Source organism: Symbiopectobacterium sp. RP (genome assembly GCF_050472005.1).
Taxonomy (GTDB): Bacteria; Pseudomonadota; Gammaproteobacteria; order Enterobacterales; family Enterobacteriaceae; genus Symbiopectobacterium.
On sequence record NZ_JBGOGS010000001.1, the window covers coordinates 2,138,210 to 2,157,398 of the forward strand.

The window sequence follows — 19,189 nt, forward strand, 5'->3', positions numbered from 1 at the left end:
AAAACGCAATGCGACCCCGATGAGAGCAGAAGGGGTGAAGCCCCGACTCCTGCCCCATCAGGGGCTGAAACCGTCCAGACATAACCGGAGCGGGAAAGCCCGTCGTCCGGGGATAGTCTCATGGAGGTTATCCTCAACCAAGAAAATCTGAAGCAGGCGCTGAAAAGAGTAAAAGCCAACAAAGGCGCGCCGGGTGTGGACGGAATAAGCGTGAGCGAACTCCCCGACCATCTGAAACGCCAGTGGCCGGAACTGCGGAGTAACCTGCTGGCTGGCAGATACAAACCTCAGCCCGTCCGCAGGGTGGACATACCGAAACCCGGGGGAGGAACCCGACAACTGGGAATCCCGACGGTAATGGACAGGTTCATCCAGCAGGCAGTGATGCAGGTGCTGCAAAGCCAGTGGGATCCGACCTTCAGTGAAAGCAGCTATGGGTTCCGCGTTGGCAGGTCAGCGCATCATGCGGTGAAGCGAGCAAAGAGATACGTGGAAGAAGGCAACCACTGGGTGGTGGACATCGACCTCGAAAAATTCTTTGACCGGGTAAACCACGATGTACTGATGAGCCGGGTGGCAAAGCGGATAACGGATAAGCGGGTGTTAAAGTTTATCCGGGCCTTCCTGAATGCTGTAATCATGCAGGCAGGGCTGATCAGCCCACAGATGGAAGGCACACCGCAGGGTGGTCCGTTGTCGCCCCTGTTGTCGAATGTGTTGCTGGATGAACTGGATCGCGAGCTTGAAAAGCGCGGCCTGAAGCACGTCCGCTACGCAGACGACAGCAATATAGCTAAACGACTTAATTTTGATTACATTATTTAAATGAGCTATTCAATTGATTTTAGACGTAAAGTGATATCTACACGGGAAGAAGAAGGGTTGAGTATCCGAGAAACAGCGAAGCAATTTCGGATTGGCCCTGCCTCTGTATCGTGTTGGATTAATCAAATAGCGTCAAAAGCATCGACCACGCGTCAGCGAAAGATCGATAAATCCGAGTTGATAAAAGATGTTGAACCATATCCAGATGCTTACCAAAAAGAACGTGCAGAGCGTTTTGGCGTTTGTCAGAAGGCCATTTGGCAAGCTCTTAAAAAGCTGGGATTGACCTATAAAAAAAAACTACGTCATCCGAAAGCCGACGGAAGCGCCCTGCAAGCATTTCAACAAAAAATACAACAGTATGAAAAAGAAGGTAAGCCTATTGTTTTTATTGATGAAAGTGGTTTTCCACACGATACCCCACGGACTCACGGCTATTCCCTAAAAGGTCAACGGTGTTTTGGCCTGAAGAACGGGGGAGCCAAGGGAAGAACAAATGTTATCGGCACTTTATTAGGCACCACGCTGTTTGCTATCGGATTATTTGATATCAATATTAACAGCGATGTTTTCTATTCCTGGGTCACACAAGTCCTTATCCCAGTACTCCCTAAAAACAGGGTAATCGTGATGGACAATGCAACTTTTCACAAAAAACATAATATTCAACAAGTCATCATCGATGCAGGGTATATGGTGGAGTATTTGCCTACATATTCGCCAGATCTTAACCCCATTGAGCATAAATGGGCACAAGCAAAAAGCAAAAAAAGAGAGAGTGGTTGCGATACAGAGATTTTGTTCTCAGTCCATATGGTGTGATCAAAATTAAGTCGCTTGGCCATAACTCTTCTAACCTAAGACAAGCATAAACGAGAAAATGCGTTAAACCGTTTGACAACATAAATGAGATTACGGCACAGCGTGTCAAGCGACGGTTATTAGCGCATAAAAAAACGAAATCGGCCGTCAGGTCGATTTCGTCCAGAGAAGTAGATTATAACCTTGAGACACTAAGCTTTGGTATCCTCACCTTCGCCATCAAGGGTAACAGGGGATACAAAATCATTGGGTTTGATGGCTAACAGGTCACATCTAAGGTGGTCAATAACGTGTTCAACGGTGTTGCCGATAAAAGCCGCCGACAGCCCGGTGCGACCCAATGAGCCCAGCACCACCACGCCTGCCTGCAAGTGTTCTGCCAGATCGGGGATAACTTCTTCCGGTAGCCCTTTTTCGACATGCGTAAGGCGTTCGTCCAACGAAAATTTCTGGCGTAAGGATTTCATGGCAATCAAGTGTTGGCCACGAATGGCGTCGTTATAGACTCCGGGATCGAAATCCAGCAGTTCAATAGCAATATTGATGGGGGTAACCGGATAGGCACCGACCAGATGCACTTCGGTTTGATCGACCTGCTTGGCGAGCGCCAGCGTTTCAGACACCAGCTTGATGTTAAGCGGATCGTGATAAGGATCTTCACTGGCAAGGTTGACAGCGACCAGCGCACGGCCATTTTCGGGCCAAGGTTGGTCTTTCACCATCCACATCGGGCATGGGCATTTACGCAGTAATTGCCAATCCAGAGGGGTAAAAATCACGGCCCCCAGCCTGTCGTGCTGGTGGGTCATTTTTAACACCAGGTCGTGCTGGTGGGCGATCACTTCCTGAATAATGGCGACATAGGGTTTATTGTGCCATACCACTTTGATATTGATAGGGATACCGGCTTCAATGTAGTAGGCGCACTGTTCTGCAATCCATGCTTTCCGCTGTTCAATGACACCTTGGCGCATTTCCGTGCGTTCGTCTGGCGAGAGCAAGGTGGTCATTTCGTAAGAGAAATCATAAATCGGCAGGAACGCCTTGATACGACCGCCTAACCGCTGAACTAGGTAGACTGCACGTCGCAGCGCGGGTTGGTCATCCTGATTCGGGTCAATAGCTACCAGTAAGTTCTGATATGTTGCCATAGGTCCTCCTAACAGCTGTCACCTTACAGCCGGTAATTAAGAGTACCTCATGGGAATTGCTTTTAACAACTGGTGATGAGAGCCGGATCAATAAAATAAAAACAATGACCCGGCAATAGGTTAGGCTTTGGCGCGTGCAGTTCCGGCCAGTTCTGACAGGGCGTCAATATTCTCGATGGTGATATATTTTCCTTTCACTGCCAGAATACCGCCTTTCTGGAAGCGGCCAAGCAAACGGCTGATGGTTTCTACGGTAAGCCCTAAGTAGTTACCGATATCACCACGCGTCATGGCCAGTCGGAACTCACGCGGCGAGAAACCGCGCTGGGCGAAACGTCGCGACAGGTTGTAGATAAACGCGGCAAGACGCTCTTCGGCGTTCTTCTTCGACAGCAGCAGTATCATGTCTTGATCGCTACGAATTTCGCCGCTCATCAGACGCATCATCTGCTGGCGCAAATTCTGCATTTTGCCAGAAAGGTCATCCAGCGTCTCGAAGGGGATTTCACACACCATAGAGGTTTCCAACGCCTGCGCAAAGCTGGGATGCTGGGCGTTGCCAATGGCATCGAAACCGACCAGATCGCCCGCCAAATGGAAACCAGTAATCTGTTCGTCACCCTGTTCGGTGATAGTGTAACTTTTAATGGTTCCGGAGCGGATCGCATAGAGTGATTTCAGTTCATCACCGGCTATGAACAGTGCTTGTCCCTTTTGGATCGGCTTCTTCCTTTCAATGATATTATCGAGCTGATCGAGCTCGTGTTCATTTAATGTAAAAGGAATGCACAGCTTGCTGATGCTGCAATCCTGACAATGGATTGCACAACCACCAGACTGAATGCGCCGAATAATTCGCTTTTCCGGGATCATAGACTTTGCTCAGTCGATAATTGATATTGGTCAATTTTAACAGATTTTATCGGTGATGGTAAGTGTCCTCATTCGTATAGCCAAACGACTTAAAAATGATTACATCCAATGCCCTGATATGTGGAAAAAAAATACAGCTAATTGTTATCAAAATAATGTCGCTTGGCTATATATACCCAATAAACCTCAAGATGCAGGTTTGAGCATCTGAAAACGATCGTGAATTCTGGACGTCAGCGAGTCCGCTATTTCTGGTAGCGTATTGGTGAAAAAATTGAATATTGCATCCCGAAAATCGCGGGTGTTTTCAAAATAGCGATTATTCCGTGCATGTTCATTCATCACTTTCCGCAGGCGTTCTATCGCGTTCAGATTCGGACTGTAAGGCGGTAAATAGTGAAGCTCTATGTTCACGACAAAGGCCCAATCCTTAATCAATTGGGCTCGGTGATAACCCGCACCGTCCAGTATTACATGGATTCTCTGTCGGTAATCAGGGTAACGTTTGCGTATCTCAATGAAAAAACGAGCAATGTTGTAGTCATTAATTGTTTTGTAATCGTGAATAACCGTACCGCCGATATCGCTCAGATTCAGCGCACCCAGTATATTCAGACGGATTCGACTTCCCGTTGTTTTAACTGACTTTTTATGCCCTTTTCGTATCCATCCATAACTGAGCTTTGTGGCTTGTGTCGGATGAACCGCATCGATAAACAGAATCGGCTCATTGCCGGCTGTTTTCTTTAAATTCTCATAATATTCAATGAAATGCTTCTGATTTTTTTCACTGAATTTATGGGGGACGCCCGCCGGTTTTTTGTAGGAGAAACCATGACGGTGCAACCACTTGTTCATGCCGGGAATACCGAATCGGATAGCCCAGCGATGTTCGACATAAGCCACGATGTCGTGGGTATGATGGAAGAGATGTTGAGATAAATAGCTGATTAAGAGCGCAGTCTTTTCAGCACAAAGCCGACTTGCAGACCCACCGTTTTCAGGTTTAAGTTTGCGAGTGTTGACGTAATCGTTGATATGTTGGTTTACCGTCGTTTCGTGCAGACGCAGAGCTTGCGCAATCATCGCAGAGCTCCAGCCTTCGGAGGCCAGCAGGACGGCTTTGATGCGATCACAAACACGCTTATCACGACTGGTGTCATGAAGGTGTTCGAGTTCGGCTTTTTGCTTGTCGGTAATAAATATCTTCATAGTGGGTGAGCATGATCTTCTTACCACGTAAAATCAAGCATCTTCAATGATCACGGGTATATAGCCAAGCGACATTATTTTGATAACAATTAGCTGTATTTTTTTGCCACATATCATGGTATTGGCTGTAATCATTTTTAAGTCGCTTGGCTATATCAAACGAATAAATAGGGGACATATAGCTAAACGACTTAATTTTGATTACATCATATGGACCGAGAACAAAATCTCTGTATCGCAACCACTCTCTCTTTTTTTTGCTTTTTGCTTGTGCCCATTTATGCTCAATGGGGTTAAGATCTGGCGAATATGTAGGCAAATACTCCACCATATACCCTGCATTGATGATGACTTGTTGAATATTATGTTTTTTGTGAAAAGTTGCATTGTCCATCACGATTACCCTGTTTTTAGGGAGTACTGGGATAAGGACTTTTGTGACCCAGGAATAGAAAACATCGCTGTTAATATTGATATCAAATAATCCGATAGCAAACAGCGTTGTGCCTAATAACGCGCCGATAACATTTGTTCTTCCCTTGGCTCCCCCGTTCTTCAGGCCAAAACACCGTTGACCTTTTGGGGAATAGCCGTGAGTCCGTGGGGTATCGTGTGGAAAACCACTTTCATCAATAAAAACAATAGGCTTACCTTCTTTTTCATACTGTTGTATTTTTTGTTGAAATGCTTCCCGGGCGCTTCCGTCGGCTTTCGGATGACGTAGAGTTTTTTTTATAGGTCAATTCCAGCTTTTTAAGAGCTTGCCAAATGGCCTTCTGACAAACGCCAAAACGCTCTGCACGTTCTTTTTGGTAAGCATCTGGATATGGTTCAACATCTTTTATCAACTCGGATTTATCGCTCTTTCGCTGAGGCGTGGTCGATGCTTTTGACGCTATTTGATTAATCCAACGCGATACAGAGGCAGGGCCAATCCGAAATTGCTTCGCTGTTTCTCGGATACTCAACCCTTCTTCTTCCCGTGTAGATATCACTTTACGTCTAAAATCAATTGAATAGCTCATTTAAATAATGTAATCAAAATTAAGTCGTTTAGCTATACCATCAGCAGACTGAAACAGCAATGGCTTGAAGAGCACAGGCAATGGTGCCTGCGTGATTTAAGCGATACGCGCTACATTTATTTCTGGGCCGATGGCATATATAGCCAACCGACTTAAAAATGATTACAGCCAATGCCATGATATGTGGCAAAAAAATACAGCTAATTGTTATCAAAATAATGTCGCTTGGCTATACAGCCATGTCAGGCAAGATGATCGCCTTTGCCTGCTGGTCATTATCGGCGTCACTGAGCATGGACGTAAGGAGCTGGTTGTGGTCGAAGATGGTTATCGAGAGTCAGAAGCAAACTGGGCCGAACTTCTTAATGGCCTGCGAGCACGTGGCCTAACCGTATCTCCCAAGCTGGCTATGGGAGACGGTGCCCTTGGTTTTTGGAATGCAATGGCAAAGATATTCCCGGACATGCAGCACCAACGCTGTTGAGTGCACAAAACCGCTAATGTGTTGGCTTCACTCCCCAAAGCCATGTAACCGAAAGTTAAGGCTGAGCTGCGGGAGGTTTGGCTAGCAGAGAGCCGCGATGCCGTTATAGCCAAGCGACATTATTTTGATAACAATTAGCTGTATTTTTTTGCCACATATCATGGCATTGGCTGTAATCATTTTTAAGTCGGTTGGCTATATTTAAGCTGCTCCAGTCAGCTCAGAAAAGCTGGAACCGACTAAGAGGATTTGACCTGCTGACCCTAGTTGTAAGCAACGTCCAATTTAAGGATGGAGAACAGATTCACGAAGCATCAGAGCGGAACGTAGCCTGATCGCCATACACCAGATTTGCTAATAACTCATGCGCAATTGCAGATCATGGTCAGTTTCCAGTAGCGTGCAGAAAGTCATCAGCGGGATGCTGTGCGTGCTTTGCTTGATGGGGGCGGAGCCTGCATTCGCTGTGGTATAGCCAACAGACTTAAAAATGATTACAGCCAATGCCCTGATATGCGGCAAAAAAGCATAGCTGGCTGTTGTCAAAATAATGTTGGTTTTCTATAATGTTGAAGGCACTCGCGTGATTCTGCACAACGGCGAGATGTCCACATCGCTCATGCTGTCCAATTCAGAAAAACAGCCCACGCTGGTACAGGTCTGGAGTGATGCGGGCTCCGCTGCTCCCACCCGAGCGTGCTACAACGCCGTTGATCGCCGTACCGCCGGTATTCAGTATGAAGCCGAGTGAGGAGCGTTCTTTGCGTTTGTTGCTCACCTCGCGTCAGGGGTTTGCCAAAGACAAGGAATCGCTGCTGTGGCTTAACGTCTATCAAATTCCACCGAACACCGCAGAGATGACGCACCACACGCAAAGCGTGGTGTTGCTGCTGCGCTTGCGCCTGAAGGTGTTTATTCGGCCAGCCGGGCTGGGCGACCCCAACGAGTCTAATGGCGAACAACTGCGTTTTCGTTTGCTGCAAGCGTGGGACGGGCAACGGTTGCAGGTCGACAATCCCACCCCTTGGCATATGACGCTGACCGACATCAGCTATGCTGAACAGCGTCTGGGCAGCATGATGGTGGCTCCGGCGTCCAGCGTAAACCTGCCGATAAATCGTTCGATCGTCGGACAGACGCTCAGCTATCAGCTCATCAACGATACCGGTACCCACTGGCGTTATTCCGCGACACTCTCTCCTTGAGCGTGGCTGATTACACCGCGCGGCCTTTCAGCAGCTTTCTCACCCAAAAACGATTCGGGTTCAACGTGGCGAGCGTTGGTGCATCGAGCGGCAACGGTTCTCCGTACAGTTGCCCTGCCAGAATTTCGGCAGCCAACGGGGCAGAGCACAATCCGCGCGATCCTAGCGCACCGATAATGAACAGATCCTTATGAACCGGTGTCACGGCCACACGTTCTGGCGTGTGCTGCTGTACGTCAAGTGACGCGTATTGATGTAGCGTCAGTGCGTGATCCGGCGCGGCACCGAGCAGCGGCAGGTGATCGCGCGTAGCACAGCGCACGCCCTGACGTGCTGCGTTGCCGCTGACGTCAATGTCATTCACCCACGTTGCATCGGGCAAGCAGGCCGCGAGGCGCTGGTGGTTTTCCTGCTGCTCATCTGCGCTAAACGTGGTGGCAATCACGCCTCGCTGGTAGCTGGCACCGATACAGTGCTGCTGGTGACGAGGGCTGACGGGAGTCAGATAGCCATCGTAACAAAGGACGCGTTGCAAGCTTTGTAGCACCGGCGTAGTCGGGATATGACTTACCTGACCGCGCACCGCATAGCTGGGGAGATGCTGAGTTTGCGACCAGTCGCTGAGCTGGTGTCCATTCGCCAGGATCACCACAGGATGGGTTTTTTGCTGCCCGTTTGCCAACCTCAGTTGCCAGCAGGATGCATTTTTTTCCAGCGCAGAGACGCGAGTAGCAAAATGCACGACCAACCCGAGCGATTGTGCGTGTTTCAGCGCATGGGTGGTGAGCTCTGCCGGGCACAGCCAACCACCCTCGGAATAGCTCACACCTGAAAAACCTATCGCTAATCCTACCGTTGCATCCATCTCATCAGCGCTGAGCGGTGTAACTACCTCTATTGGCCAGTTGCCGTGCAAGATTTGCGTGATTTTGCGCGCGCTTTTTTCATCGTAGGCAATCTGATTCACACCGCACCAGTCATGTTCATAGGCGATACCGGCTTGCAGCAGTGAATCGTACTGGCGACGGGCAAAACCAAAAGCGGTGGCGAAAAAGCGGGAAAGCGCATCGTGTTTGTCGTTGAGTAACGGGTAAAGGGCTCCCTGACGGTTACCGGATGCGCCTAACGCTGGTGCCTCATCTTCACAATAGAGTGTCACGTGTGCGCCGCGTCGCAGCAGCGCCCGTGCTGTCAGTACGCTGGCAATACCACCGCCAATAATAGCGATATCCTCTATCGCGCTCGCGGCCGGGCGTGAATACCATGGGGTTGCCGCCGGGGCCAGGATGGCGTTCGGTAATACGCCGCGCAGCATTTCGCGTTTTTGTCCGTAGCCCTTGATCTTTTCCACATCAAAGCAGGCTTGCTGTAGCCCTCGACGCACAAACCCTGCGGCAGTGAATGTCGCAAAGGTACCCTGCGCCCGGCACAGGCGTGCCATGGCGTGAAATAGATTATCTGTCCACATGTCCGGGTTTTTGGACGGGGAAAAACCATCGAGAAACCAGGCGTCAACCTGATGCGTCAGGGAATCGTCCAGCGTTGGCAGCAAGTCGTTGATATCGCCAAACCACAGGTCGAGAGTGATGGCACCGTCAGCCAGAATCAGGCGATGACAGCCCGGCAGCGCCGACGGCCATGCCTGCCGCAGCGCTTCGGCGTAAGGTCCGAGTGTCGGCCAGTGGGCGTGCGCCTGTTCCAGATCGGTCACGCGCAACGGGAATTTTTCAAAGCTGATAAAGTGCAGGCGCCGCAGCGTGGCCTGCGGATGCTGTGCGCGAAAGTGGACAAACGCTTCCCACAGCGTCAAAAAGTTCAGGCCAGTGCCAAATCCGGTTTCTGCAATGATGCACAGCGGGCGTGAGTGCTCAACAAAGCGCACCGGAAAGTGATTGCCTTGCAAGAAAACGTAGCGGGTCTCTTCCAATCCATCCTGATTTGAGAAGTAAACGTCATCAAACTGTTGCGAAACAGGTGTACCTTGTTCGTTCTAGGAGAGCGTACCGTGCTGAATAGCATGCTCTTTCACGATAATTGACTCATTTTTAAAGCGATAGCGTGATTTTACTCAGCCAGTGTCGAGTGCGCAAATTTTGTAAAAGGTTGGGTGATCGGACTTGTTCAGCTTACATCTGTACGCTAAAGTGCGTGACGAAATCCCAAAATACATTTATGCGGAAAGAGGTATTGAATGAAACGTGCAGTGATTACTGGCCTGGGGATCGTCTCAAGCATTGGTAATAACCAGCAGGAAGTCCTGGCATCGTTGCGGGAAGGTCGCTCGGGTATTACGTTTTCACAAGAGCTGAAAGATTCCGGTATGCGTAGTCACGTCTGGGGCAATGTGAAGCTGGACACTGCCGGCCTCATTGAACGTAAGGTCGTGCGTTTCATGAGCGATGCCTCTGTCTATGCTTTTTTGTCGATGGAACAAGCCATTGACGATGCCAAGCTGGCACCTGAGGTTTACCAAAACAACACGCGCGTCGGTTTGATTGCCGGTTCCGGCGGTTCCGCGCGTTCTCAAGTGTTTGGCGCGGATGCCATGCGCAGCCCACGGGGCCTGAAAGCGGTTGGCCCGTATGTGGTGACCAAAGCGATGGGTTCTGCGGTGTCAGCCTGCCTTGCAACGCCCTTTAAAATTCAGGGCGTGAACTACTCCATCAGTTCTGCCTGCGCCACCTCTGCGCACTGTATTGGTAATGCGGTAGAGCAGATCCAACTGGGTAAACAGGACATCGTATTTGCTGGTGGCGGTGAAGAGCTATGCTGGGAACTGGCCTGTGAATTTGATGCCATGGGCGCGTTGTCTACCAAATATAACGACACGCCGGAAAAAGCGTCCCGTACCTATGATGCCGATCGTGACGGTTTTGTTATCGCCGGTGGCGGCGGTATGGTGGTCGTGGAAGAACTGGAACATGCGCTGGCGCGTGGTGCACATATTTACGCCGAAGTGGTGGGATACGCTGCAACCTCTGACGGTGCCGACATGGTTGCGCCGTCCGGTGAAGGTGCCGTGCGCTGCATGAAGCTTGCGATGCAGGATGTGGATACCCCTATCGATTATATCAACACCCATGGTACTTCTACGCCGGTGGGTGACGTGAAAGAGTTGTGGGCGATTCGTCAGGTGTTTGGCGACGCGGTGCCGCCCATCTCGGCAACCAAGGCAATGACCGGGCACTCCCTCGGCGCTGCGGGCGTACAGGAAGCGATCTACTCTCTACTGATGCTGGAGCACGGTTTTATCGCGCCGAGCATTAACGTTGATACGCTGGATGAGTTGGCGCAGGACATGAAGATCGTGACACAACTGACTGAGCGTAAACTGACCACGGTAATGTCCAACGGTTTTGGCTTCGGCGGCACCAATGCGACGTTGGTGATGCGTAACTTAGCGTAATCTATATCTATATACCCTAAATAATTCGAGTTGCAGGAAGGCGGCAAGTGAGTGAATCCCGATGAGCTTACTCAGGTAAGTGATTCGGGTGAACGAATGTAGCCAACGCACGTGCAGCTTGAAGTATGACGGGTATAGTCTGTTTTGCTGAACCGGGGCTGTGTGCCCCGGTTTTTTTGTCGGTTAAAACAGTACCCACAGCAAAAATATCACCACGCAAACGCTGACAATGGGCCAAAACAGCTGTTTGTTGAACACGGCCTGGTTGAACACGGCCTGGAGGGCAGGCGGTAAGGCGGCAACCAGCGGGTTGGCAATCGGCTGCGGATGCGGGAACAGGCTCTGTATCGTCAGTTCCCCGTCGGAAGCGCACTGCATGCGGTGAGCGAACAAAAAGGTCACCAGTTCGTTGAGTTGCGGTTGGGTAAGCGGTGTTTGTACCCCGGCATTGAAACGGTTTTGACTGTAGTCTAGCAACAGCTGTCGCTCATTGGCTTCCAACGCGGGTTGAAACAGCGTGTACAAGGTGGACTGAGTTGCGGTCATTGGGGGTTGCGCCGCATTGCCTGTGGTCGACGTTGTTGCCAAAGTCGCGGGTGCATCGCTGCGCCCATTGCCAGTGGTCAGCAGATGATGCAGGTCAGTTTGCGTTTGCAAATATTGCATCAGGAGCGGCAAATGACGAGCGGGGATCGGCGTGCCCGGCGGTTGGTGTTGCATTGCCGTCAATGACGTCCAGATTTTTTCCGTCGGTTCGCCCAGCAACGCGGACAATTGCACCACCATCTGATTCAGGCTGTTCTGCTCGACGCTGGATAACGGACGTTGTAGCAGGGCCGTGGTCGCGGCATTGGTGAGCGCATTTTGCACCAGCGTTGTGGCAAGCGCGGGTGCTCTGCCTGGCGCGGCATTTAGCGGTGCTGCATCGGGCGGTGTTTGCAACATGGTCAGCACCCGTTGTAACTGAGGTTGCGTCAGCGCCTTGAGTTCGGTATGAGCAAATTCCTGACGTAAAAATTGAGTGACGCGCTGGCTGTTGTTTTCTTGCGGCAGCAGATCGGTCAGGCGTTGCAATAACGGATGGCGGGCGCTGCTTTGCTGTGTTTGAGCCTGCACCAGCTGGTTCTGCAATGACTGCTCGGAGGCGGTAAAATGCTGTCCGAGCAATGTCTGGTTTGGAGCCAGACCAATATCCTGACGTAGTGTGGTCCAGATGGCATTGTTACTCAGCGACGTCAGCGCCTGTAGCTTGACCACCAGCGTATCCAGCGTGGCGCGCTGGGTAAAGCTGAGCGGGGAGTTCGCCGCCGCCGTATTGGATGAGGAAGAGGCAATGGCCGACGTCGGGGTTCCCGGACTGCTGACTGGCTGCATGATGGACTCCTCACTGCGTGAAAGGCACCCTGCATTCCCCGGGAGCCCTGAATAGGCAACGGAAATCATAGCAAGGTGTCTGGTGCGAGAATAGTCAGATCATAGGGGAAAATACCTTCTTATTTGCGGTTTGCTTCCACTTCATGGATTTGGCTGCGAGACGTATCGCTATCCGGTGCGCAAACTGCATTGCGCTGAGCGTGCGGAGTACGCATATGCTGCGCCATGACAACCCCGAGTAATACCAGAATCCCGCCTACGATATGGTATAGCCAACCGACTTAAAAATAATTACAGCCAATGCCCTGATATGTGGCAAAAAAATACAGCTAATTGTTATCAAAATAATGTCGCTTGGCTATAGCTGTGCAGCTCATGCAGCAACGTCACAGCGATCAGTGCGCTAAACACCGGTGTCAGATTAATGAAAATACTGGCGTTATTGGCCCCGATGCGCATCACCACGACGATCCACATCCACGGAGCAAGGATCGAGGCGAAAATACCGGCGAACAGTACCAGCGGCAGGTTTTGCGCGTTCAGGGCAATGCTTTGTGCCAACAATACGTTCGGCAGCAACAGCACGACACCAAAGGCAATCTGCACGTAGAGCGACACCTAGGTGGGCAGAGCAATGGACCAGCGTTTGGTTAACACGCCGTACAAGGCGTAGGCTAACGCAGCAATAAACATCATTACCTCGCCGCGCCCGATGCCCTGCGCCAGAATCAGAGTTGGATGTCCACCGTTGATAAGCCAACTGATGCCGAAAAAGGAGAGCAGACTGCCGTACAGTAAGCTCAAGGTGGGTACCACGCCGAGCAACGAAATGCTGATCAATACCGTGAGCAAGGGGATCAACGAAACCAGAATGCCCATCATCAGCGCACTGATGCTGCCCGTGTGTCGTCGCAACTGAGGCAACATAAAGGGCGTCAGTACCAGCAGAGCCAATAGCCAGCGGTAGAATGACATCGCTACTGGATCGATGACACCAACGGAAAGTTTATTAACGATCACGTTAAATGACCAAAACAAGGCGGCGATAAGGGGGAATAACAGTTGCATGATAACAATTCTCATTAACGTGGTGAGTCAGTTTACGACAGGCAGGTTCGTTCTATATAGTGAAAATATAGCTAAACGACTTAATTTTGATTACATTATTTAAATGAGCTATTCAATTGATTTTAAACGTAAAGTGATATTTACACGGGAAGAAGAAGGGTTGAGTATCCGAGAAACAGCGAAGCAATTTCGGATTGGCCCTGCCTCTGTATCGCGTTGGATTAATCAAATAGCGTCAAAAGCATCGACCACGCGTCAGCGAAAGAGCGATAAATCCGAGTTGATAAAAGATGTTGAACCATATCCAGATGCTTACCAAAAAGAACGTGCAGAGCGTTTTGGCGTTTGTCAGAAGGCCATTTGGCAAGCTCTGAAAAAGCTGGGATTGACCTATAAAAAAACGCTACGTCATCCGAAAGCCGACGAAAGCGCCCGGCAAGCATTTCAACAAAAAATACAACAGTATGAAAAAGAAGGTAAACCTATTGTTTTTATTGATGAAAGTGGTTTTCCACACGATACGAGCCTGTACACGAGATTGTGTAATTGCCTGATTTTGATATGTTCAATCCAACATCAAAAGCAGGTTACTTTATGGACGAAAAACAGTTACAGGCTCTGGCTAACGAGCTGGCCAAAAATCTCAAAACCCCTGACGCTCTCAACCAGTTTGATCGCCTGCTGAAAAAGATCTACGTTGAAGCTGCCCTTAATGCTGAAATGACCCATCACCTCGGGCATGAGAAGCACCAGTCCAAATCTGGAACTAACACGCGCAATGGCCACTCCACAAAGAGTGTTACCACCGGCGATGGTCCGCTGGAACTGCGTACACCACGCGATCGTGATGCTTCCTTTGAACCGCAACTGGTGAAGAAGAACCAGACCCGGCTCACCGGGATGGATAACCAGATTTTATCGTTGTATGCCAAAGGGATGACCACCCGCGAAATTGCCGCTGCGTTCAAAGAACTGTATGACGCGGATGTCTCACCCACCCTGGTATCGAAGGTCACCGATGCCGTTATGGAGCAGGTTGTTGAATGGCAAAATCGCCCCCTGGATGCGGTTTATTCCATTGTTTACCTTGACTGTATCGTTCTGAAAGTCCGGCAGGACAGCCGCGTTATCAATAAGTCTGTGTTCCTGGCACTGGGTATCAATATCGAAGGCCAGAAAGAGCTACTGGGGATGTGGCTGGCCGAAAATGAAGGCGCAAAGTTCTGGCTGAACGTGCTGACAGAACTGAAAAACCGTGGCCTGACCGACATCCTCATTGCCTGTGTGGACGGCCTGAAAGGGTTCCCGGATGCCATCAACACGGTCTACCCGGAAGCCCGCATCCAGTTGTGCATCGTGCACATGGTGCGCAACAGCCTGCGCTTCGTTGCCTGGAAGGACTATAAGGCGGTAACACGCGACCTCAAAGCAGTGTATCAGGCTCCAACCGAAGAGGCCGCGCTTCAGGCGCTGGAGACGTTCGGTGGGACATGGGATCACCGCTATCCGCAGATAAGCCGGAGCTGGCAGTCAAACTGGGCCAACCTGTCGACATTCTTCTCGTACCCGCAGGAACTTCGCAAGGTAATCTACACGACGAACGCTATAGAATCACTGAACAGCGTGCTCCGGCATGCAATCAAGAAACGCAAGGTGTTCCCGACTGATGACTCGGTGAAGAAGGTCGTATGGCTGGCAATCCAGGCGGCATCACAGAAATGGACGATGCCCTTACAGGCATAGGTATCTACACATCTTTTGCAATATCTGCTATTACGTTGCTGCATGATCTCAACTTATCCATCGGCGGGATTGATGCCCGCCTTGTTATCAGTGTCTGGTTAAGCAACACATGACTCCCGCAGCACCATTGGCGTCAGCCGTTAAAGACCTTGCCTGCGCGCAGAAAACAACATTCGCCACTACTCAGGCCGTTTGGCGTTTGTTTAATAATGAACGTATTAGCTTCAGTCAGCTCAATGAACCGATTATTTCGCTGGCTCTCCGGCAGGTTGCACTTAGCCCGCATCCATACGCTCCCGTCGTTCACGACTGGTCTCATTTACAGTTTCGTACCCACAATGGGAAAGAAGAACGTTTGAAAATGACGCATGGTGGCGACGTCGGTTATGAACTACAAACCAGACTACTGCTTGATGCTGCAAATGGTTTACCAATAGCGCCCCTGTCTCAAACTCTAACCGATAGGGCGGGTTGTCGTTCAACGCTAACCGAGGGCTTGTCTGAGAGTCTGACTCATATGGATGCTTTGACGGCTGATATCGCCCGCGTTGAGTCTCTTGATACCGGGAAGAAGTTAGTTCATCTCATTGACCGTGAAGGTGACTCTATCGGGCATATGCGCACATTAAGCTCCCAGGGAATATGTTGGCTTATCCGGGGAAAGGAAGGGCATCGGGCCGAGTGGGGCGGTGACACCCGTAAAATTGGTGAAATTGCAGACGATCTGCCATTTATCTCAAACGGACAGGTTGGCTGGAAAGGGAAAAAAGCCAATATGGAGATCGGGGAAACATCCGTGATCATAACGCGAACAGCAAAAGCAGAAGCGGAAAGACAAGAACACCGGACGGCGAGTGAAAGTTCAGCCAGGCGTAGCTCTGACACTCAGATTAGTTGTGGTTCGCCTTACCGATACTCACGGTAAATTTATCTGTACTAGCTCAGACCTGATCTGACAGTTACCGATTATTTATACAGGTGTCTGTCAGATTACATCTGGTTCAGATTCTTTTCTGCCCAGATCCGTTTTCCATCGAGTAAAGTGACCATCGGCGTACGCCCGCAGCACATTTTTCCCTGATGAGTTCGCTCAGTATTGTAATGCCACAACCAGTTGTTCAGATCTACCTGCAGGCTTTCCAGGTCTCCATATAACTTCTTGCCGAACGTAACCTGATAAAAATCCTGCAAAATGGTTTTATGGAAGCGCTCGCAGATGCCGTTCGTCTGCGGAGACATCGCCTTCGTTTTCGTATGCTCGATATCGTTGATAGCCAGATAAAGCTGATAATCATGCTGCTCCACTTTACCACAGTACTCCGTACCCCTGTCGGTCAGTATTCTCAGCACCGGCAGTCCCTGAGCCTCGTAGAACGGGAGTACGCGATCATTGAGCAGGTCGGCGGCGGTGAGCGGTGTTTTATTCGTATACAGCTTGCAGTGCGCCACTTTCGAGTACGTATCCACGAACGTCTGCTGGTAGATACGGCCCACCCCCTTCAGATTGCCCACGTAGAAGGTGTCCTGCGAGCCCAGATACCCGGGATGTGCCGTCTCGATTTCACCACAGGCCTCATCATCGTGCGCCTTCTTCTCCAGGGCTGCGATTTGAGCGTCGGTAAGGACAATGCCTTCTCTGGCGACCTTTTCCTCAAGTGCCTTCAGGCGTTTACGGAAGTTCTCCAGGTCGTGTCGTTGCCAGATGGAGCGCACGCCGCTGCCGGAGATAAATACGCCTTTTTTACGCAGCTCATTACAGGTCCGGTGCTGCCCATGGGGCGGGAACTCAATAGCATAATCAACAACCGCGCGTTCAGTGGCTTCGTCGGCGCGCTTCTTCAGGTTCGGAACCCGGCGGTTCTGGTTAACCAACGCATCAATGCCGCCTTCAGCAGCCAGTTTCTGATAACGGTAAAATGTATCGCGTGACACGCCCATGCTCTTGCAGGCTTTTGATACGTTACCGAGTTCTTCGGCGAGATTGAGCAGGCCGGCTTTGTGTTTGATAATGGGATTGTTAGTATGAAGCATGAGAGTCACCTCGTGTTTTGTTTAAGGATTAGACACCCATATCAAAACCGGTAACTCTCAACCTTTCAAGGTCCAGTATCAGATCTAGTCGCGACTAATACAATTTATCGGACGCTGGACGCTGTTTACAAACGTTAGCAACGAGATCACCAGCGCGGAAGTCGCTCGCTGGTATTACTGTCGCTGGGGTATTGAATCCTTTTTTAAGCTGCTGAAAGGTGCCGGTCATGATGTAGAAAAATGGCTTCAGCGCAGTGCTGGTGCCCTGCTACGCAGGTTATAGCTAAACGACTTAATTTTGATTACATTATTTAAATGAGCTATTCAATTGATTTTAGACGTAAAGTGATATCTACACGGGAAGAAGAAGGGTTGAGTATCCGAGAAACAGCGAAGCAATTTCGGATTGGCCCTGCCTCTGTATCGCGTTGGATTAATCAAATAGCGTCAAAAGCATCGACCACGCGTCAGCGAAAGAGCGATAAATCCGAGTTGATAAAAGATGTTGAACCATATCCAGATGCTTACCAAAAAGAACGTGCAGAGCGTTTTGGCGTTTGTCAGAAGGCCATTTGGCACGCTCTTAAAAAGCTGGGATTGACCTATAAAAAAAACTCTACGCCATCCGAAAGCCGACGAAAGCGCCCGGCAAGCATTTCAACAAAAAATACAACAGTATGAAAAAATGTAAACCTATTGTTTTTATTGATGAAAGTGGTTTTCCACATGATACCCCACGAACTCACGGCTATTCCCCAAAAGGTCAACGGTGTTTTGGGCTGAAGAACGGGGGAGCCAAGGGAAGAACAAATGTTATCGGCGCGTTATTAGGCACAACGCTGTTTGCTATCGGATTATTTGATATCAATATTAACAGCGATGTTTTCTATTCCTGGGTCACACAAGTCCTTATCGCAGTACTCCCTAAAAACAGGGTAATCGTGATGGACAATGCAACTTTTCACAAAAAACATAATATTCAACAAGTCATCATCGATGCAGGGTATATGGTGGAGTATTTGCCTACATATTCGCCAGATCTTAACCCCATTGAGCATAAATGGGCACAAGCAAAAAGCAAAAAAAGAGAGAGTGGTTGCGATACAGAGATTTTGTTCTCAGTCCATATGGTGTAATCAAAATTCAGTCGCTTGGCTATATTGATACTAGCATGGCATGTGTGCTGGTATGGCGGCTGCAACGCGCTGAAGGAGACGACAATGCGGCAGCCCGTCAGTTAATTTGCCGATTATCCGGACGACAACAAAAACGAGGGCGTAAAGAAAGCGCCCCAGCGCTGCTTGCCGGACTATCCATCCTGCTAAATACCTTGACGTTATTAGCAGACTATACCCCGGAAAAACTTGCCCACTTCGCTATGGTGGTTTTTAACCCTTTATGATGTGTAGATACCTATGCGTCTAAGGAAGGGAGTCTGCAAGTCGAAATGGACGGTAACGTATTGATAAAAATGTCGTGTATTCTCGTGCTTTTCCTCCTGTTTTTTGAACGAGAAGGTTATACAATATATTGATATTTATTGGTTTAATGTATTTTAAATCTGCTTTTTACCAGTTGGGGCTCTAAATTGCCGTTGCCGTTGCCGTTGCCGTCGCGTGGTGTGGTGAGTTAGAAATTACCGCTAGGGGCTTTGATGGTTTTCTTGGTGGTACCGTTGCGCCGATTCGCTTCAAGAGCCTGCGCCAGATGAGAATCGAGTTTGGCGGTCAGAGCGGCTTCAGTTAACTGTTTGATCAAATGAGTTAAAATATCGTCTTTTCCAGTCAGTTTTTGTCCTGATTGAAGCGCTTTCAGTGCTGTGTGAAAATCGAAGGGTTGGGACATGTGTGTCATTCCTTTTTCTGACTATATTACTGGGATGATACATAATTTCTAACGTTCTCAGCCCTTTTTTGTAAGTGCGCCAGTTGCTGATTCGGAACTTCTTCTTTGCCACGGGACTGCCTTCC

18 protein-coding genes and 5 pseudogenes are annotated in these 19,189 nt (G+C 49.7%); 12 read left to right on the plus strand and 11 right to left on the minus strand.

The genetic code is table 11. The features are described from left to right. Positions 1-120 precede the first annotated feature (120 nt). Positions 121-825, plus strand: coding sequence for a group II intron reverse transcriptase/maturase (ltrA, locus tag ACD630_RS14290; RefSeq protein WP_430359443.1), 705 nt, complete (start codon positions 121-123; stop codon positions 823-825). Beyond that, positions 826-1,647, plus strand: a complete 822-nt coding sequence (locus ACD630_RS14295; RefSeq protein WP_430359444.1) for an IS630 family transposase — start codon at positions 826-828, stop codon at positions 1,645-1,647. Between the two features lie 191 nt (positions 1,648-1,838). On the opposite strand, the gene uspE is transcribed toward ACD630_RS14295, so the two are convergent. The 5 genes from uspE to ACD630_RS14320 all read right to left on the minus strand — a co-directional run bounded on the left by uspE (position 1,839) and on the right by ACD630_RS14320 (position 5,908). Further along, a complete protein-coding gene (gene uspE / locus ACD630_RS14300) occupies positions 1,839-2,798 on the minus strand; it encodes a universal stress protein UspE (protein ID WP_430359445.1) in 960 nt (319 codons plus the stop codon). A gap of 120 nt (positions 2,799-2,918) precedes the next feature. Continuing rightward, complete coding sequence (locus ACD630_RS14305; RefSeq protein WP_430359446.1) at positions 2,919-3,671, minus strand: FNR family transcription factor; 753 nt, start codon at positions 3,669-3,671, stop codon at positions 2,919-2,921. Between the two features lie 186 nt (positions 3,672-3,857). Further along, a complete protein-coding gene (locus tag ACD630_RS14310; protein WP_430359447.1) occupies positions 3,858-4,883 on the minus strand; it encodes an IS630 family transposase in 1,026 nt (341 codons plus the stop codon). 43 nt (positions 4,884-4,926) lie between these two features. Beyond that, positions 4,927-5,619, minus strand: a complete 693-nt coding sequence (locus ACD630_RS14315; RefSeq protein ID WP_430360052.1) for an IS630 family transposase — start codon at positions 5,617-5,619, stop codon at positions 4,927-4,929. After that, the gene (locus ACD630_RS14320; RefSeq protein WP_430359448.1) at positions 5,543-5,908 is read right to left on the minus strand and encodes an IS630 transposase-related protein; all 366 of its coding nucleotides are present in this window, start codon (positions 5,906-5,908) and stop codon (positions 5,543-5,545) included. The genes ACD630_RS14315 and ACD630_RS14320 overlap by 77 nt, the downstream gene beginning before the upstream one ends. Before the next feature lie 36 nt (positions 5,909-5,944). On the opposite strand from ACD630_RS14320, the pseudogene ACD630_RS14325 reads away from it, so the two are divergent. Continuing rightward, positions 5,945-6,727 (plus strand): annotated as a pseudogene (locus ACD630_RS14325) (transposase); the annotation flags it as partial. Between the two features lie 19 nt (positions 6,728-6,746). Here ACD630_RS14325 and ACD630_RS14330 read toward each other — a convergent pair. Next, complete coding sequence (locus tag ACD630_RS14330) at positions 6,747-6,938, minus strand: hypothetical protein (RefSeq protein ID WP_430359449.1); 192 nt, start codon at positions 6,936-6,938, stop codon at positions 6,747-6,749. Positions 6,939-6,942: 4 nt separating this feature from the next. On the opposite strand from ACD630_RS14330, the gene ACD630_RS14335 reads away from it, so the two are divergent. Both ACD630_RS14335 and ACD630_RS14340 read left to right on the plus strand, forming a co-directional pair. After that, positions 6,943-7,143, plus strand: a complete 201-nt coding sequence (locus tag ACD630_RS14335) for a fimbria/pilus periplasmic chaperone (RefSeq protein WP_430359450.1) — start codon at positions 6,943-6,945, stop codon at positions 7,141-7,143. After that, positions 7,130-7,597, plus strand: coding sequence for a fimbria/pilus periplasmic chaperone (locus ACD630_RS14340; RefSeq protein ID WP_430359451.1), 468 nt, complete (start codon positions 7,130-7,132; stop codon positions 7,595-7,597). Before ACD630_RS14335 ends, ACD630_RS14340 begins: the two co-directional genes overlap by 14 nt. Positions 7,598-7,607: 10 nt before the next feature. Here the strand turns inward: ACD630_RS14340 and mnmC are convergent. Then, positions 7,608-9,626: pseudogene (mnmC, locus tag ACD630_RS14345) on the minus strand (bifunctional tRNA (5-methylaminomethyl-2-thiouridine)(34)-methyltransferase MnmD/FAD-dependent 5-carboxymethylaminomethyl-2-thiouridine(34) oxidoreductase MnmC). A 162-nt stretch (positions 9,627-9,788) separates the two neighbouring features. Here mnmC and fabB point away from each other — a divergent pair. After that, entirely contained in the window at positions 9,789-11,003 is a 1,215-nt protein-coding gene (gene fabB / locus ACD630_RS14350; RefSeq protein ID WP_430359452.1) for a beta-ketoacyl-ACP synthase I, read from the plus strand. Positions 11,004-11,186: 183 nt separating this feature from the next. Here the strand turns inward: fabB and ACD630_RS14355 are convergent, their stop codons facing one another. Together ACD630_RS14355 and ACD630_RS14360 are read right to left on the minus strand one after the other, a co-directional pair. Further along, the gene (locus tag ACD630_RS14355) at positions 11,187-12,377 is read right to left on the minus strand and encodes a flagella biosynthesis regulator Flk (protein WP_430359453.1); all 1,191 of its coding nucleotides are present in this window, start codon (positions 12,375-12,377) and stop codon (positions 11,187-11,189) included. Between the two features lie 360 nt (positions 12,378-12,737). Continuing rightward, positions 12,738-13,445, minus strand: a pseudogene (locus ACD630_RS14360) (DMT family transporter); the annotation flags it as partial. A 103-nt stretch (positions 13,446-13,548) separates the two neighbouring features. Between ACD630_RS14360 and ACD630_RS14365 the strand changes: the two are divergent. The 3 genes and pseudogenes from ACD630_RS14365 (at position 13,549) to ACD630_RS14375 (ending at position 16,113) form a co-directional block, all read left to right on the plus strand. Continuing rightward, a complete protein-coding gene (locus ACD630_RS14365; protein ID WP_430359454.1) occupies positions 13,549-14,130 on the plus strand; it encodes an IS630 transposase-related protein in 582 nt (193 codons plus the stop codon). Then, positions 14,040-15,182 (plus strand): annotated as a pseudogene (locus ACD630_RS14370) (IS256 family transposase); the annotation flags it as partial. The gene ACD630_RS14365 and the pseudogene ACD630_RS14370, both read left to right, overlap by 91 nt. Before the next feature lie 115 nt (positions 15,183-15,297). Next, on the plus strand, positions 15,298-16,113 hold the full coding sequence (locus ACD630_RS14375; RefSeq protein ID WP_430359455.1) for a hypothetical protein: 816 nt from the start codon (positions 15,298-15,300) through the stop codon (positions 16,111-16,113). Positions 16,114-16,178: 65 nt separating this feature from the next. Here the strand turns inward: ACD630_RS14375 and ACD630_RS14380 are convergent, their stop codons facing one another. Then, the gene (locus ACD630_RS14380; RefSeq protein ID WP_430359456.1) at positions 16,179-17,219 is read right to left on the minus strand and encodes an IS481 family transposase; all 1,041 of its coding nucleotides are present in this window, start codon (positions 17,217-17,219) and stop codon (positions 16,179-16,181) included. A 315-nt stretch (positions 17,220-17,534) separates the two neighbouring features. Between ACD630_RS14380 and ACD630_RS14385 the strand changes: the two genes are divergently transcribed. Genes ACD630_RS14385 through ACD630_RS14395 form a run of 3 tightly spaced genes read left to right on the plus strand, consistent with a single transcriptional unit; the run spans position 17,535 to position 18,621 of the window. Further along, complete coding sequence (locus tag ACD630_RS14385; protein ID WP_430359457.1) at positions 17,535-17,900, plus strand: IS630 transposase-related protein; 366 nt, start codon at positions 17,535-17,537, stop codon at positions 17,898-17,900. Then, positions 17,897-18,355 carry an IS630 family transposase gene (locus tag ACD630_RS14390; protein WP_430359458.1) on the plus strand — a complete coding sequence of 153 codons (459 nt, stop codon included), beginning with the start codon at positions 17,897-17,899 and terminating at the stop codon, positions 18,353-18,355. Before ACD630_RS14385 ends, ACD630_RS14390 begins: the two co-directional genes overlap by 4 nt. Continuing rightward, on the plus strand, positions 18,280-18,621 hold the full coding sequence (locus tag ACD630_RS14395) for a hypothetical protein (protein WP_430359459.1): 342 nt from the start codon (positions 18,280-18,282) through the stop codon (positions 18,619-18,621). The genes ACD630_RS14390 and ACD630_RS14395 overlap by 76 nt, the downstream gene beginning before the upstream one ends. A 164-nt stretch (positions 18,622-18,785) precedes the next feature. On the opposite strand, the pseudogene ACD630_RS14400 reads toward ACD630_RS14395, so the two are convergent. After that, positions 18,786-19,064, minus strand: a pseudogene (locus tag ACD630_RS14400) (transposase); the annotation flags it as partial. Between the last annotated feature and the right edge of the window lie 125 nt (positions 19,065-19,189).